The following is a 14,094-nucleotide window of genomic DNA, read 5'->3' as shown; positions in this document are numbered from 1 at the left end:
CGGGAAGGGTTTACGGTGGTTGGCCTAGCTGTGCAGCGGGCTGCGCCCAAGGCGGTGGCATCTGGACAGCGCCTTTAGTCCCTGTTCGTTCTTCCGGTCTTCCCGACTTCCTGTTAAACGCCCTTCGCCCTTGACCTTCTTCGTGCCTTCGTGTGCTTCGTGGTGAATACAGGCCCTTACATCGCGCGGATGCGTTCGCGCTGGGCGGCGAGCTGGTCGCGGGTGGCGTTCATCTCGGCGACGCGGTCGCGTTCTTTTTGCACCACGTCGGCCGGGGCGCGGTCGACGAAGCTCGCGTTGGCAAGGCGCTTTTCGCTCTGCTCGAGGTTCTTGTCGAGTTTGCCGATCTCCTTGTCCAGGCGTGCCAGCTCGGCATCCTTGTCGATCAGCCCGGCCAGCGGGATCAGCAGCTGCATGTCGTCGACCAGGGCCATCGCGGACTCCGGGGCCTCGTCGGCGGCGTCCAGCCAGGTGACGCTTTCCGGCTTGGCCAGGAATTCCAGAAGGCCGCGGTGGCGGGTGTAGCGTTCCTGGTCGGCGTCGGTCCAGTTCTTCACCAGCACGGGCAGCGGCTTGCCCGGAGCGATGTCCATCTCCGCGCGGATGCGGCGCAGCCCGGTGATGAAGTCCTTGACCCAGTCGAGCTCGGCGGTGGCGGTGGCATCACGCGGGAAGCCGTCCTGCGCCGGCCAGCGGCACTGCACCAGGAACTCGACGTCGTCGCCGATCCCGGCGTGTGGCTTCACACTGGTCCAGATCGCCTCGGTGATGAACGGCATCACCGGGTGCAGCAGGCGCAGCAGGGCCTCGAGCACGGTGACCAGCGTATTGCGCGTGGCGCGCTTGACCGCATCCGGTGTGGCGTCGTCGTTCAGGACCGGCTTGGTCAGCTCCAGGTACCAGTCGCAGTAGTCGTGCCAGGTGAACTCGTAGAGCGTCTGCGCGGCGAGGTCGAAGCGGTAGGCATCGAACTGTTGCGTGGCGGTCGCGGCGGTTTCGGCCAGGCGGTCGAGGATCCAGCGATCGGCCAGGGTGCGGTGCTCCGCCGTGTCGTCCGCGGCCGAGCAGTCGTGGCCCTCGACGTTCATCAGCACGAAGCGCGAGGCGTTCCACAGCTTGTTGCAGAAGTTGCGGTAGCCCTCGATGCGACCAAGGTCGAACTTGATGTCGCGCCCGGTGGTGGCCAGTGCCGCCAGGGTGAAGCGCAGAGCATCGGTTCCGAACGCGGGGAAGCCGTCGGGGAAGGCCTTGCGAGTGGTCTTCTCGATCTTCTTCGCCATCTGCGGCTGCATCAGGCCCTGGGTGCGCTTGGCCACCAGGTCGTCGGCGCTGATGCCGTCGATCAGGTCGATCGGGTCGATCACGTTGCCCTTGGACTTGGACATCTTCTGGCCTTCCGAATCGCGGATCAGGCCGGTGACGTAGACCTCGCGGAACGGCACATCCCCCATGAAGTGCTCGCCCATCATGATCATGCGGGCGACCCAGAAGAAGATTATGTCGAAGCCGGTAACCAGCACGCTGGTCGGGTAGAAGTCGCGCAGCTCCGGCGTCTGCTCCGGCCAGCCGAGGGTGGAGAACGGCCACAGCGCGGAGGAGAACCAGGTGTCGAGCACGTCCTCGTCCTGGGTCAGCACCACATCGGCCGCCAGGCCGTGCTTCTCGCGTACCTCGTCCTCGGAACGGCCCACAAAGACATTGCCATCGCTGTCGTACCAGGCCGGGATGCGGTGGCCCCACCAGATCTGGCGCGAGATGCACCAGTCCTCGATGTTGCGCATCCACTCGAAGTAGGTCTTCGACCAGTTCTCCGGCACGAAGCGGATGCGGCCGTCCTCCACCGCCTTGATCGCGGGGTCGGCCAGCGGGCCGGCCTTCACATACCACTGGTCGGTCAGGTAGGGCTCGACCACGGTGCCGGAGCGGTCGCCGCGCGGGACCATCAGCTTGTGATCGTCGATCTTCTCCAGCAGGCCTTCGGCCTCGAGATCCGCGACCACCTGCTTGCGGGCCTCATAGCGGTCCAGGCCCTGGTAGGCCTCCGGCACGTTTTCGTTCAGGCAGGCGTCGATGGTCAGGATGTTGATGACCGGCAGGTCGTGGCGCTGACCCATCGCATAGTCGTTGAAGTCGTGCGCCGGGGTGATCTTTACGCAGCCGGAGCCGAACTCGGCCTCGACGTAGTCGTCGGCGATGATCGGGATCTCGCGCCCGACCAGCGGCAGGCGGATGGTCTGGCCGATCAGGTGCTGGTAGCGCTCGTCCTCCGGGTGTACGGCCACGGCGGTATCGCCCAGCATGGTCTCGGGGCGCGTGGTCGCGACGGTCAGGTGGCCCGAGCCGTCCGCCAGCGGGTAGCGGAAGTGCCACAGGTGGCCGCTTTCCTCCTCCGACAGCACCTCCAGGTCGGACAGCGCGGTGTGTAGCACCGGGTCCCAGTTGACCAGGCGCTTGCCGCGGTAGATCAGGCCCTCTTCATGCAGGCGCACGAAGACCTCGCGCACCGCCGCGGAGAGCCCGTCGTCCATGGTGAAGCGCTCGCGCGACCAGTCCACCGAGTCGCCCAGCCGGCGCATCTGGCGGGTGATGGTGCCGCCGGACTGGCCCTTCCAGTCCCAGACGGCCTCGAGGAACTGCTCGCGCCCGAGGTCGTGACGGCTCTTGCCGTCGGCGGCGAGCTGGCGCTCGACCACCATCTGGGTGGCGATCCCGGCGTGGTCGGTGCCGCCCTGCCACAGGGTGCGGTCGCCGTGCATGCGCCGGTAGCGGATCAGGGTGTCCATCAGCGTGTGCTGGAACGCGTGCCCCATGTGCAGCGTGCCGGTCACGTTCGGCGGCGGCAGCAGGATGCAGTAGCCGGCCTCGCCCGACTCCGGCGGCGCGAAGATGTTCGCGGCCTCCCAGCGTTCGTACTGGGTCTGCTCGATGCTCTTGGGGTCGAAGCTCTTGTCCATGATCGCGGGCGCGCTCGGGTCGGAATGGGCGAAAGCCGCGCATTATAACGGCGCGGCGCGCTCATCGCCCGCTGTCCGCTATCGTCTTTACGTTGGTTATGTCTGGCCGCCTGCCCTGTTGTGGCTAGGCCTGGTTCGTCCTCTGGTGTTTACGGTGGCTTCGGTCCACGTACTGCCGTGCGCTGACTCGCCAGCGCGCCGCGCCCGTTTTTGATCAACAACTGGCTTTCTTGCTTGCCGAAGAAAGTACCCAAAGAAGGGCACCCGGATTCCGCCTGGGAACCTTGCTCCAGGGCCCTCGGGCCGGCGGCGCTGAACTCGCTGCGCCTTCGGCTTCGCTCAGACATCCAGCGCCCCGAATTTATGGAAAACGGGCCGGACCATCACGCCCTCCGCGAGGGGCTCCATACGGGGGAGGAAGGTCAAGACAGAAGGCACTCCGACCCCACGACACAACAACGGCCTAGCCGTCCGACAGCCCCCCGGCGCCCGCATGCGGGCGCGGCACGCTATGGCCGAAGGCCGAGCGTGCCCAAGATGTGCGAAGACCCAGCCTTTATCCACTGGCTAGACCGTCGGGACCGCCGTTGTTTTGACCTGCCTCCCCGTTGTCGTCGCGCCGAGTGGAGAGGGTTTTCGCGGGATCAGAGGCGCTGGATGTCTGAGCGAAGCGCAGCGTAGCGAGTTCAGCGCCGCCCGCGAAAAGCCTCGGAGCGAGGGAAACCCCGGCCCGCACAGCGGGCCGGGGTCGCGGCAGTCGGGCGTGTTTCTTGGGTACTTCTTTGCACGAGCAAAGAAGTACCTCGCGGCGCGCTGGCGAGTCAGCGCACGGCAGTACGTGGACCGAAGCCACCGTAAACACCAGAGGACGAACCAGGCCTAGCCACAACAGGGCAGGCGGCCAGACGAAGCACTAAACATCAAGGGACGACGGGGCTCAGCCTGCAAGGCGTGAGGGCTTGGCTCAGGTGGTGGCGATCTGGTCGAGCAGGGCGCGATAGCCGGTGCGGTAGTCGGGATAGCGCAGGCGATACCCGCTGGCATGCAGCCGCTCGTTGCGGCAGCGCTTGCCGCAGACCTCGCCGGCCGGCATCGGCGGCGTCCCCGGCGGATCGAGCTCCATCTCCTGCGCCAGCCAGCCGAGCAGCTCGTGGCGAAGGGCCGGTTCGTCATCGACGCCCAGATAAAGCGGCTCGGGGTTGTCCAGATGAAACAGGTGGGTCAGCAGGCCCACGCAGTCCTCACGGTGGATGCGGTTGGTCCAGACCGGTGCTTCGTGCTGGCCACGCACGCCCTCGCGAACCTTGCGCAGGTGGTACTCGCGCCCCGGACCATAGATGCCGCCAAAGCGCACGACCACGCCGGCCAACGGACTGTCGGCCAGCAACTGCTCGGCCTCCAGCAGGCAGCGCCCGGAGAAGCGGGTGGGCTCGGCCGGGGTGGTTTCGTCCACCCAGCGCCCGTCGTCGGCGCCAAAGACCGAGGTGCTGGAGACGAACACGACGCGGCGCGGTTGCTGGCGGGCCTGCTCCAGCGCGGTCAGGGTGTTGCGCAGGCCGTCGATATAGGCGCGGCGGTACGCGGCCTCGGTGAACTCGCCCGGGGTGGCGATGAAATAGACGGTGTCCAGCGCCGGGGGCAGCGGCGGCAGCGCGTCCGCGCGGGCGAAGTCGCCGGCCAGCGGCTGGATCGGTTCCGGGATGCGCTCCGGCTGGCGGCGCAGGCCCCAGACCGTGTGGCCGGCCGCGGCGAGCTGTTCTCCGACGCCGCAGCCGAGATCGCCGCAGCCCATGATCAGGATGTTGGCCATGAATCAGCGTTCCCTTGGGTGCTTTCGCAACCTAACGTTTCCACAGGTGAAAGACCAGCCCCAATGTGAGGGTTCGACCCCGGGCGATGGCTCGGGCATGCTGGCGGGGACTTCGATGAGGGGGGTATCGCTTGGGCAAGGCCAGCCGCAGGAAGGGGGGTACATGCGCCTGTGGGTCCGGGCGGGACCGGCCGGCCTGCTGCGGGGCGTTTCTGGACGGTGCGGCCGCGGCCCCAACGGCGGAGGCGCTGATGCGTTCGCGCTATGCCGCCTTCGTGGAGGGGCGCGAGGACTATCTTCTGGCCACCTGGGCCCCGGAGACGCGACCGGAATCCCTGATGCTGGAGCCGGACCAGCGCTGGCTGGGGCTGACGATCCGCGCGACCGGGGCCGGGGGGCCGGAGGACCGGGAGGGCTGGGTCGAGTTCGTTGCCCGCTCGCGGGTGCGTGGCCAGGGGGTGCGCCTGCACGAACGCAGCCGCTTTCGCCGCGAGGATGGGCGCTGGGTGTATGTCGACGGCGAGTTTCCGGGCGCATGATCGAGGCGGATGAGACGACCGGGGCGCCGGTGGCGGCGGCGCTGCTGGAACCGGTACTGGAGTGCCTGCGGGCGCGGCCGTCCGGGCTGACCGAGCATGCCCTGATCGCGCAGTTGCGCGACGCGGGGGTGGCACCTTTTGCCGCCGCGCGGCTGCGCGAACCGTTGAGCCTGTTCCAGACTCACTTCCTGCTGTTTCACTGCCTGTACCGGCTGCGCGACGGGTTGCTGCCGCAAGGCGAGTGGGTGCGCATCCACTGTCTGGATATCGGGATCGAACCGGCGGAGGGCGGGTCACGACCGGGGGCGGCGGGCCTGCCGGCGCAACACGATCCGCTGCGTGCCTACTATCTGGACCTGACCCAGCTGGAGCGGATGGATGCGGCCGCGGTGGAGGCGCTTCTGGGCGAGTTCTGGGCCCGCATGGGGCGGGATGAGCGGCGCGACCAGGCGCTGGCGGTGCTGGAGCTGGCCGATCCCGTGGACGCCGACACGGTCCGCCATCAGTACCGCCGGATGGCGCAGCGCCACCACCCGGATCGCGGGGGCGACACGGCAACCCTGCAGCGGATAAACGAGGCGCGCTGGATCCTGCTGGCGGGGGCCTGAGCGCCGCCCGTCGCGGACTCAGTCGTCCGAGTCGGACATGGTGGTCACGAAGGCCTGCTCGACGGTGAAGGTCCCGACGCCCTTGTAGTTGGTCTGGGTCCAGCCGTGCTCGGTGAGCCATTCGCTCATCTCGCGGTTCATGGCCGGGTTGCCGCACAGCATCACGCGGTCCTGCTCCGGATCGGCCGGGGGCAGGTCGAGGATACGGCTCAGTTCGCCGGAGCGGAACATGTCGGCCCCGCGCTGGTTGTTGTCGTACGGCTGCTGCGCGATCGGGCAGGCGAAGTCGTGGTTTTCGCGGGTCACGGTGGGCACGTAGCGCAGGCGGTCGCTGATGCGCGACTCGATCTCCTGGCGGTAGGCCAGTTCTTCCACCGTGCGCACGCTGTGCACCAGCACCGCGTTCTCGAAGTGTTCGAACAGCTCCGGGCTGCGGATCAGCGAGATGAACGGGGCCAGACCGGTGCCGGTGGCCAGCATGTACAGGGTGCGGCCTGGCTGCACGTAGTCGAAGGTGAGCGAGCCGGTGACCTTGGTGTTGATCCAGATCGAGTCGCCCGGGCCGGCCTCGGCCAGGCGACTGGTCAGCGCGCCATCCGGCACATGGATGCTCAGGAACTCCAGTTCCTCGGCCTCGGGCTCGGAGACGATCGAGTAGGCACGCGGGATCAACTTGCCCTCGGGGCGCAGGCCCAGGGTCACGAACTGCCCGTTCTTGAACTCCAGCCCCTCCGGTCGCGTGGTGGTGAAGCTGAAGGTCTTGTCCGACCAGCGGTGCGTGGAGGTAATGCGTTCTTCCGAGTACGGCATGGGTGCGTGGCTTTCCGTTTCTGGTTTGTCGATACGCTAGCAAGTCGCGGCCGCGGCCGCGAAAGCGCCGGCAAAAACCAAGGAAAACACTCAGAAATAAGGGGTCAGTGGCTGGCGTTGTCCGCGGGTTCCAGGTGCTGCTCCAGGGGCGTGGGTTGCGACAGGTAGAAGCCCTGCACGAAGTCCAGGCCGATCTCGCGCAGGCGTTCCATGGTGGCCTCGGACTCCACGCATTCGGCGATGGTGCGCAGACCGAGGACGTGGCCGACACGGTGGATGGCCGTGACCATGGCCGAGTCCACCGCGTTGTGGGCGATGTCGCGCACGAAGCTGCCGTCGATCTTGATGAAGTCCACCGGCAGGTTTTTCAGGTAGCCGAAGGACGACAGCCCGCTGCCGAAGTCGTCCAGGGAGAAGCGGCAGCCCATGTAGCGCAGGGTGCGGATCAGGCTCTGGGCCCGCTCGTGGTGGCTGATCGCCGCGGTCTCGGTGATCTCGAAGATGATGCACTGAGGCGGGATCGCGTAGTGCTGCAGGCGCTCCGTGACGAACTCGAGCATGCTCTCCTGGGCCAGCGACTGGCCCGAGAGGTTGATCGCGACGGTCGGGTCGCAGCGGGGGCCGTCAGCGTGCGCCGCGCGATGCCGCGACAGCATCGCGAAGGCGCTGTCGATTACGTGGCGGTCGATGTCCGGCATCAGGTGATAGCGCTCGGCGGCGGGGATGAAGGTGCCCGGCGGGATCAACCGGTCCTCCTCGTCGCGCAGGCGCATCAGCACCTCGACATGGGCCAGGTCCGGATCGGTGGGCCCCAGCGGATGCACCGCCTGGCCGAACAACTCGAAGCGCCCTTCGTCCAGCGCCGCGCGGATGCGGCCAACCCATTCCATCTCCCCGCGCCGCCGGCGCAGGGCCTGGTCGGTGGGCTGCCAGACGTAGATCCGGTTGCGGCCATTCTCCTTGGCGGCATAGCAGGCGGAATCCGCCTGGCTGAGGACCTCGGGCAGGGTCTGTTCTGGGCCGCCGACCGGGACCAGGCCGATGCTGACCCTGACATCGAAGCGCCGGCCCTCCCACTGGAAGCGCAGGGCCTGGACGGTCTCCAGTATTCGCTGGGCGATCGCCTCCGCGCGCTCCAGCGGACAGTGACACAGCAGCAGGCCAAACTCGTCGCCGCCGAGGCGGGCCAGGGTGTCGTTCTCGCGGATCAGGTGCAGCAGGCGTTCGGACAGCTCGCGCAGGAGCTCGTCGCCGGCCTGGTGCCCGCAGGTGTCGTTGATGATCTTGAACTGGTCGAGGTCCATGTAGAACACCACGTGCGGGGTCTGGTCCCCCTGCAGGGTGCGCAGGGCCTCCTCCAGACGTCGCTCGAATTCGCGCCGGTTGCACAGGCCGGTCAGGTCGTCGTGGCTCGCCTGATGATTGAGCTGCTGGGTCATCTGCCACAGTTCGGTGTGGTCGTGGAGCACGATCACGACGCCCTGGGAGGCCCGGTCCGGTCGCTGCAAGGGAGACGCCAGCATGCGCACCACGCGGATCGCGCCGTCGGCCCGGTGCAGGATGCGCTCGGGCGACTCCGTACTCGCGCCGAGCTTCAGGCACTGTTCCACCGGGTGGTGCACGCTCGCCCCGGTGCGGGTGTCCTCGAGATCCAGCAGTTCGTCCACGCGCTGGCCCTGGGCGGCGGTCGCGTCGACCCCCAGAAGGACCTGGGCCGCGGGATTGAGGTAGGTCAGGCGTCCGGCGGTATCGGTGGTGATGACGCCGTCGCTGATTGACTGCAGGGTGGTCAGCAGGCGGTCGCGCTCGGCCCCGGTAGCCGCCTCGGCGGCGCGCAGCGAGGTGATGTCCCAGGCGACGCCGAGTACGCCGTCGCTGTCTTTCAGCGGGATCCAGGAAACGCTCAGGTGGGTCCCGTTGACCGAGTCCTCGAACTGGAAGGCCTCGCCCGCCAGGGCCCGCTCGGCGGCCGCGAGGGTGTCGGGGTGATCGGCATAGACCTCGCGGAAGTCGCGACCGACGACCTCGCCGGGGCTCAGGCCCAGGGCGTGCAGGCCGGCCCCCTCCGAGAGGGTGAATCGGCCGTCGGCGTCCAGCGCGAACAGGATCAGCGGGGCATGCCGTACGGTCGCCCCGAGCTGGGTCTCGAGGCGCCGGAGGTTCTGTTCCGACTGACGTTCGCGAGTGATGTCGCGGAAGGTCGTGAAGACCTCGATCTCGCCGTCGGTGCGGATCGCATTGATGTGGACCTCGGCCGGGAACTCGCTGCCGTCGCGCCGCCGGTAGCGGCTCTCGAAGTGGGTGGGAAGGCGGTTGTCCGGGTCCGAATGGGCGGCGTCCACATCGTCCTGGGTGGCCTGCAGGTCCAGGTCGGTGATGTGCACGCCGCCGGTCAGTTCGGCCCGGGTGTAGCCCAGCAGCTCGCAGGCGGCCTGGTTGCCCGCGACGATCCCGCCGCGCCGGTCCAGGACCAGATGGGCCTCGGGCGCCTGTTCGAAGATCCGCTGGTAGCGCGTGGTGTCCGGGTGGTCGGGCATGGCGTGGAACGGAGCCTTTCGTGGTGGGCGGGGCCCGGGGGGACGCTGCGTTTGGCCCCCGAGTGTCGCCGGTCGCGCCGATGCTGGCAACCTGCGCCGAGCGGACTACCGGAGTACTCGGCTACCGGGGTGCGCGGGTCAGCCGGGACAGGGTCTCCGGCGACGGGGGCACCGCGCCGCGGCGCGCGCGCAGCTGTTCCCGGGCCCAGGCCACGTGTTCGCGCACGAGTTCCGACGGGTGGTCCGCACGGGCGGCGAGGGCGGCCTCCGCCTCCGGGGTTGCCGGGCCGTTGCCCAGGGCCACCGCGAGATTGCGCAGCCACTGCGGATGGCCGATGCGGCGGATCGCCATGCCCTCGGTGCGGGCGAGAAAGGTCGCCTCGTCCCAGGCGAACAGCTCGACCAGGCTGGCGCTGTCGAGACCGTGGCGGGCGATGAAGTCGGGTTCCGCCGAGACCTCGGCAAAGCGGTTCCACGGACAGACCAGCTGGCAGTCGTCGCAGCCGTAGATGCGGTTGCCGATCAACGGGCGCAGATCCTCGGGGATGGAACCCTTCAGCTCGATGGTCAGGTAGGAGATGCAGCGCCGGGCGTCCAGGTCATACGGGCCGCGGAAGGCCTGCGTGGGACAGACCTCCAGGCAGGCGGTGCACTGGCCGCAGTGCTCGCCCGCCGGCTCGTCCACCGGCAGCGGCAGGTCGGTGAACAGCTCCCCGAGAAAGAACCAGGAACCGCTCTCGCGCGCGAGCAGATTGGTGTTCTTGCCGATCCAGCCGAGCCCGGCCCGGGCGGCCAGGGCCTTCTCGAGGATCGGGGCACTGTCGGTGAAGGCGCGATAGCCAAACGGGCCCGCCTCGGCCTCGATGCGGTGTGCGAGAGTGGTCAGGCGCTTGCGCAGCAGCTTGTGATAGTCGCGTCCCAGGGCGTAGCGGGAGATATATGCGCGGTCCTGCCCGGCCAGCTGGATGGCCGGACGCCGGCTGGCCGGCGGGAAGTAGTCCATGCGGACACTGATGATGCGCTGTACGCCCGGGACCAGGGCATCCGGGGCGTGGCGCAGGGCCGCCCGCTCGGCCATCCAGCCCATCTCGCCGTGCGAACCCTGCGCGAGCCATTCATCCAGGTGCCGGCGATCCTCCGCGGGGACCTCGGCGGGGGCGATGCGCACGGCCTGAAAGCCCAACTCGCCGCCCCACGTACGGATACGTTCGGCCAGTTCGGTGCATTGGCGTGGATCGAGGCGCTGAGGCACGATTTGGCTTCCGCGACGGAGGTAATGGCGTGAATCATGAACCCGACCCACAAGCATTGACCAGCGCACTGTTCGACAACGCGGGCATGCGCGCCCTGGATGCCGCCGGTTTGGCCCTGCCCGGGATGGCGCCGGGCGAGCTGATGGAGCGGGCCGGCCAGGCCCTGCTGGACACCCTGCGCCGTCACTGGCCGCAGGCCCGTCGTATCGGCATTGTCTGCGGGCCCGGCAACAACGGGGGCGATGGCTACGTCCTGGCCCGGCTGGCGGCCGAGGCGGGGCTGCAGGTCCGGGTCCATGGCGGGCCGTCGCGGGCCCGCCCCGATTCCGATGGCCGCCGTGCCCACGCCCGCTGGCGTGATGGTGGGGGCGAAGTCCACACGCTGGAATCGTTCGACCCGGCGGCCGCGGAGGTCTGGGTGGACTGCCTGTTCGGGATCGGCCTGGAGCGCCCGCTGACGGATGCCTACGGCGAACTGATCGAGCGGCTGAACACGAACGGCGCCCCGATCCTGGCGGCCGATGCGCCCTCGGGCGTGGACATCGACAGCGGCCGGGTGCTGGGACGCGCGGTGCGGGCCGAGCGCACCCTCACCATGATCGCGGACAAGCTGGGGCTGCATACGGGCCCCGCGGTGGACGTGGTCGGCGCCGTGGAGGTCGCGCCGCTGGACCTGCCCCCTGCGATCTTCGACGGCGTGGCCCCGGTGGCGCGCCGTGTCGGCCCCTCGGACTGGTCCCGGGGGCTGCCACCCCGACGCCCGGGGGCGCACAAGGGGGATTGCGGGCATGTGCTGGTCGTGGGCGGCGCGCCGGGGTATTCCGGCGCGGCCCGGCTGACCGCGACCGCGGCATTGCGCGCCGGCGCCGGGCGAGTGACCCTGGCCACTCACCCGGAACACGCGGCCTGGGCCAATCTGGAGCGCCCCGAACTGATGGTGCAGGGCGTCCGCGATGCGGGCGAACTGCAGGCGCTGATGCGCCGGGTCGATGTGGTCGCCGTGGGTCCGGGGCTGGGGCTGGACGCCTGGGGCCGGGGCCTGTGGCTGGCCGTGGCCGATGCCGAGATGCCCCGGGTGGTGGATGCCGATGCCCTGAACCTCCTGGCCGAGGCGCCGCGTCGGGCCGCGGACTGGGTGCTGACGCCGCACCCGGGCGAGGCGGCCCGCCTGCAGGGGACGGACCGCGCGGCGATCGAGGCCGATCGGCCGGGGCAGGTCCGGGCCCTGGCCGAACGCCTGGGCGGCGTGGTGCTGCTGAAAGGGGCCGGCACGCTGGTGGCGGCCGCCTCGGATGCCGGGCCGCTGGCCTGCGTGACCGGGGGGCATCCGGGTATGGCCACCGCCGGCAGTGGCGATGTCCTGACCGGCATCATCGCGGCGCTGCGGGCGCAGGGCGCGGATGCGCGCGGCGCGGCCGAGACCGGGGCGGCCTGGCACTGTGCCGCCGCCCGGGTGGCGCGCGATCGTCTGGGCGGGGCCCGCGGCATGCTGGCCGGGGACCTGGCCGATGCCCTGCCGGCCGCCGCCGGGGGTGGGCAATGAGCGCGGCATCCGACCCGCTGGTACTGCCGCACCTGGAGGCCACCGAGGCGGCCGGGGCGGCCCTGGCGGCGCTGGATCACCCGAACATCGTGTTTCTCGAGGGGGATCTTGGCGCGGGCAAGACCACCTGGGTACGCGGACTGCTGCACCGGCTGGGGCATGCGGGTGCCGTGCGCAGCCCTACCTACACCCTGGTGGAGCCGTACCGGCTGGCGGATCGCGAGGTCCTGCACTTCGATCTTTACCGCCTGGGCGACCCCGAGGAACTGGAATACCTGGGCGTGCGCGAGGCCTTCGGGGGCGAGGGCCTGTGGCTGGTGGAGTGGCCGGAACGCGGTGCCGGCTGGCTGCCGGCGCCGGATCTGGTCGTGCGTCTGGCGCACCGCACGGCCGGGGAGGAAGGGCGCGAACTCCGCCTGGAGGGCCCGCTCGCCGAGGCCTATCGCCAGGCCCTGCGCGACCAGGGCGTTGCCTCGTAAACCGCCTGTTGAGAGATCGCACCCAGGGGGAGCGGGCTCCAGAGTTGGCCCTCCACGCGCAAAATGAGCGATATCTCGCTCATAAAGAACGAAAACCGCTATTGCTTTTCCAGAAAAAGCGTCCACAATGTAGTCAGAACCCCTGATTACAAAGGGAATCGCCGTGGGCCAACCAACATTGCCGGATCTGCGCCGCCGCCAGCTGCTGCGCGCCATGACTGCCCTGGGGCTGGTCGGGATGCCGTTGCCCGCCCTGGCCCGTACCGGCGTGCAGCGGGTCCGCATGTCGGTGGATGGCGACACCACGCGCCTGGTGTTCGACATGGATGGCGAGGCCGAGTACTCCATGTTCCGCCTGCAGTCCCCCGACCGCCTGGTGGTGGACCTCGAAAACGCGCGGGCGGTGGAGGATCTGGCGGTCAGCGACAACCCGCGCTCGGCGATCAAGGCGGTACGCCATGCCGCGCGCAACGGCTCCGACCTGCGCGTGGTCTTCGACCTGCGCAAGCCGGTGGAGCCGCGCAGCTTCGTGCTGATGCCGGCGCAGGGGGCCCCGCACCGCCTGGTGCTGGACCTGACGGCCGGGGATGCCCCCGCGGCCCCGCGTGCGGCCGAGAACAACGGGGCCTCCCGCCGCGGGCGCTCACAGGAGAACCTGCGCGATGTCGTGGTGGCCATCGACGCCGGCCATGGCGGGCACGACCCGGGCGCGATCGGCCCGGCCGGCACCCGCGAGAAGGATGTGGTGCTGCAGATCTCCAAGCGCCTTGCCGAGCGCGTAGACAACGAGCGCGGCATGCAGGCGGTGATGATCCGCAGCGGCGACTACTTCCTGCCCCTGCGCGAACGCATCGAGCGGGCGCGCAAGGCAGACGCGGACGTCTTCGTCTCCATCCACGCCGATGCCATCGCCAATCGCAGCGTGCAGGGTTCCTCGGTGTACATGCTGTCCGAGCGCGGGGCCTCCAGCGAGGCGGCGCGCTTCCTCGCCCAGCGCGAGAACCAGGCGGACCTGAGCCTGGGCGGCGTGCCGATCAACGGCAAGGACGATTCCCTGGCCAATGTCCTGCTGGACCTGGCCCAGAGCGGCAGCCTGGAGGCCAGCAACACCCTGGCCGAGCGGATGATTGCGGAGCTGCACCGCGTGGGCAAGGTGCGCAAGCCGGAAGTGGAACGCGCCAACTTCGCGGTGCTGCGCTCGCCGGATGTGCCGTCGATCCTGGTCGAGGCGGCATTCATCTCCAACCCCTCCGAAGAGCGCAAGCTGCGCAGCGCCAGCTTCCAGAATTCGCTGGCGGATGCCCTGCTGACCGGCCTGCGTTCGTATTTCTCCACCCATGCCCGTCCCGGTACCCTGATCGCCGACGGCCAGCCGGACCAGCACATCATCCGCCCCGGCGAGACCCTCTCCGGGATCGCCGATCGCTACAGCCTGTCACTGGCGGACCTGCGCTCCGCCAACAATGTGCGCGACGACCGCATCTACGCCGGGCAGATCCTGCAGATCCCGCGCGATTCGTAAGCCCCTTCCCCGGGCAACCTGTCACGTCTTGCGGGTAGC

At 69.2% G+C, this 14,094-nt stretch carries 10 protein-coding genes; 5 read left to right on the top strand and 5 right to left on the bottom strand.

Annotated elements, in window-relative coordinates:
* Positions 1-176 precede the first annotated feature (176 nt).
* Together D107_RS0107915 and D107_RS0107910 are read right to left on the bottom strand one after the other, a co-directional pair.
* Entirely contained in the window at positions 177-2,954 is a 2,778-nt protein-coding gene (locus D107_RS0107915; protein WP_018881200.1) for a valine--tRNA ligase, read from the bottom strand.
* Positions 2,955-3,918: 964 nt separating this feature from the next.
* Positions 3,919-4,764: an SDR family oxidoreductase gene (locus D107_RS0107910; RefSeq protein WP_018867112.1), complete on the bottom strand. Its 846-nt coding sequence runs from the start codon at positions 4,762-4,764 to the stop codon at positions 3,919-3,921.
* 131 nt (positions 4,765-4,895) lie between these two features.
* Here D107_RS0107910 and D107_RS0107905 point away from each other — a divergent pair, with 131 nt between their 5' ends.
* Entirely contained in the window at positions 4,896-5,303 is a 408-nt protein-coding gene (locus tag D107_RS0107905) for a YchJ family protein (protein WP_369771501.1), read from the top strand.
* Entirely contained in the window at positions 5,300-5,911 is a 612-nt protein-coding gene (locus tag D107_RS0107900) for a DNA-J related domain-containing protein (protein WP_018881199.1), read from the top strand. The genes D107_RS0107905 and D107_RS0107900 overlap by 4 nt, the downstream gene beginning before the upstream one ends.
* Before the next feature lie 18 nt (positions 5,912-5,929).
* On the opposite strand, the gene D107_RS0107895 is transcribed toward D107_RS0107900, so the two are convergent.
* From D107_RS0107895 to queG, 3 genes are all read right to left on the bottom strand, one after another.
* Positions 5,930-6,721, bottom strand: coding sequence for a ferredoxin--NADP reductase (locus D107_RS0107895; protein ID WP_018876122.1), 792 nt, complete (start codon positions 6,719-6,721; stop codon positions 5,930-5,932).
* A 104-nt stretch (positions 6,722-6,825) separates the two neighbouring features.
* Entirely contained in the window at positions 6,826-9,258 is a 2,433-nt protein-coding gene (locus D107_RS0107890; RefSeq protein WP_018881198.1) for an EAL domain-containing protein, read from the bottom strand.
* A gap of 121 nt (positions 9,259-9,379) precedes the next feature.
* Entirely contained in the window at positions 9,380-10,567 is a 1,188-nt protein-coding gene (queG, locus tag D107_RS0107885) for a tRNA epoxyqueuosine(34) reductase QueG (RefSeq protein WP_196799925.1), read from the bottom strand.
* Between queG and D107_RS0107880 the strand changes: the two genes are divergently transcribed.
* The 3 genes from D107_RS0107880 (at position 10,567) to D107_RS0107870 (ending at position 14,055) form a co-directional block, all read left to right on the top strand.
* Entirely contained in the window at positions 10,567-12,054 is a 1,488-nt protein-coding gene (locus D107_RS0107880; protein ID WP_018881196.1) for a bifunctional ADP-dependent NAD(P)H-hydrate dehydratase/NAD(P)H-hydrate epimerase, read from the top strand. The genes queG and D107_RS0107880 overlap by 1 nt on opposite strands.
* Complete coding sequence (gene tsaE, locus D107_RS0107875) at positions 12,051-12,533, top strand: tRNA (adenosine(37)-N6)-threonylcarbamoyltransferase complex ATPase subunit type 1 TsaE (protein WP_018881195.1); 483 nt, start codon at positions 12,051-12,053, stop codon at positions 12,531-12,533. Before D107_RS0107880 ends, tsaE begins: the two co-directional genes overlap by 4 nt.
* Before the next feature lie 214 nt (positions 12,534-12,747).
* The gene (locus D107_RS0107870) at positions 12,748-14,055 is read left to right on the top strand and encodes an N-acetylmuramoyl-L-alanine amidase (protein WP_051074880.1); all 1,308 of its coding nucleotides are present in this window, start codon (positions 12,748-12,750) and stop codon (positions 14,053-14,055) included.
* The last annotated feature ends 39 nt before the right edge of the window (positions 14,056-14,094 follow it).

Origin of the sequence: Thioalkalivibrio sp. ALE30, from assembly GCF_000377465.1 — a bacterium.
Taxonomy (GTDB): domain Bacteria; phylum Pseudomonadota; class Gammaproteobacteria; order Ectothiorhodospirales; family Ectothiorhodospiraceae; genus Thioalkalivibrio.
This window is presented reverse-complemented; position numbering and strand designations above follow the sequence as displayed.

Excerpts from the sequence above, each read along its gene's own strand:
- D107_RS0107915 (WP_018881200.1), bottom strand. The coding sequence starts at position 2,954 with ATGGACAAGAGCTTCGACCCCAAGAGCATCGAGCAGACCCAGTACGAA.
- D107_RS0107910 (WP_018867112.1), bottom strand. The coding sequence starts at position 4,764 with ATGGCCAACATCCTGATCATGGGCTGCGGCGATCTCGGCTGCGGCGTC.
- D107_RS0107900 (WP_018881199.1), top strand. The coding sequence starts at position 5,300 with ATGATCGAGGCGGATGAGACGACCGGGGCGCCGGTGGCGGCGGCGCTG.
- D107_RS0107895 (WP_018876122.1), bottom strand. The coding sequence starts at position 6,721 with ATGCCGTACTCGGAAGAACGCATTACCTCCACGCACCGCTGGTCGGAC.
- D107_RS0107890 (WP_018881198.1), bottom strand. The coding sequence starts at position 9,258 with ATGCCCGACCACCCGGACACCACGCGCTACCAGCGGATCTTCGAACAG.
- queG (WP_196799925.1), bottom strand. The coding sequence starts at position 10,567 with ATGCTTGTGGGTCGGGTTCATGATTCACGCCATTACCTCCGTCGCGGA.
- tsaE (WP_018881195.1), top strand. The coding sequence starts at position 12,051 with ATGAGCGCGGCATCCGACCCGCTGGTACTGCCGCACCTGGAGGCCACC.
- D107_RS0107870 (WP_051074880.1), top strand. The coding sequence starts at position 12,748 with ATGACTGCCCTGGGGCTGGTCGGGATGCCGTTGCCCGCCCTGGCCCGT.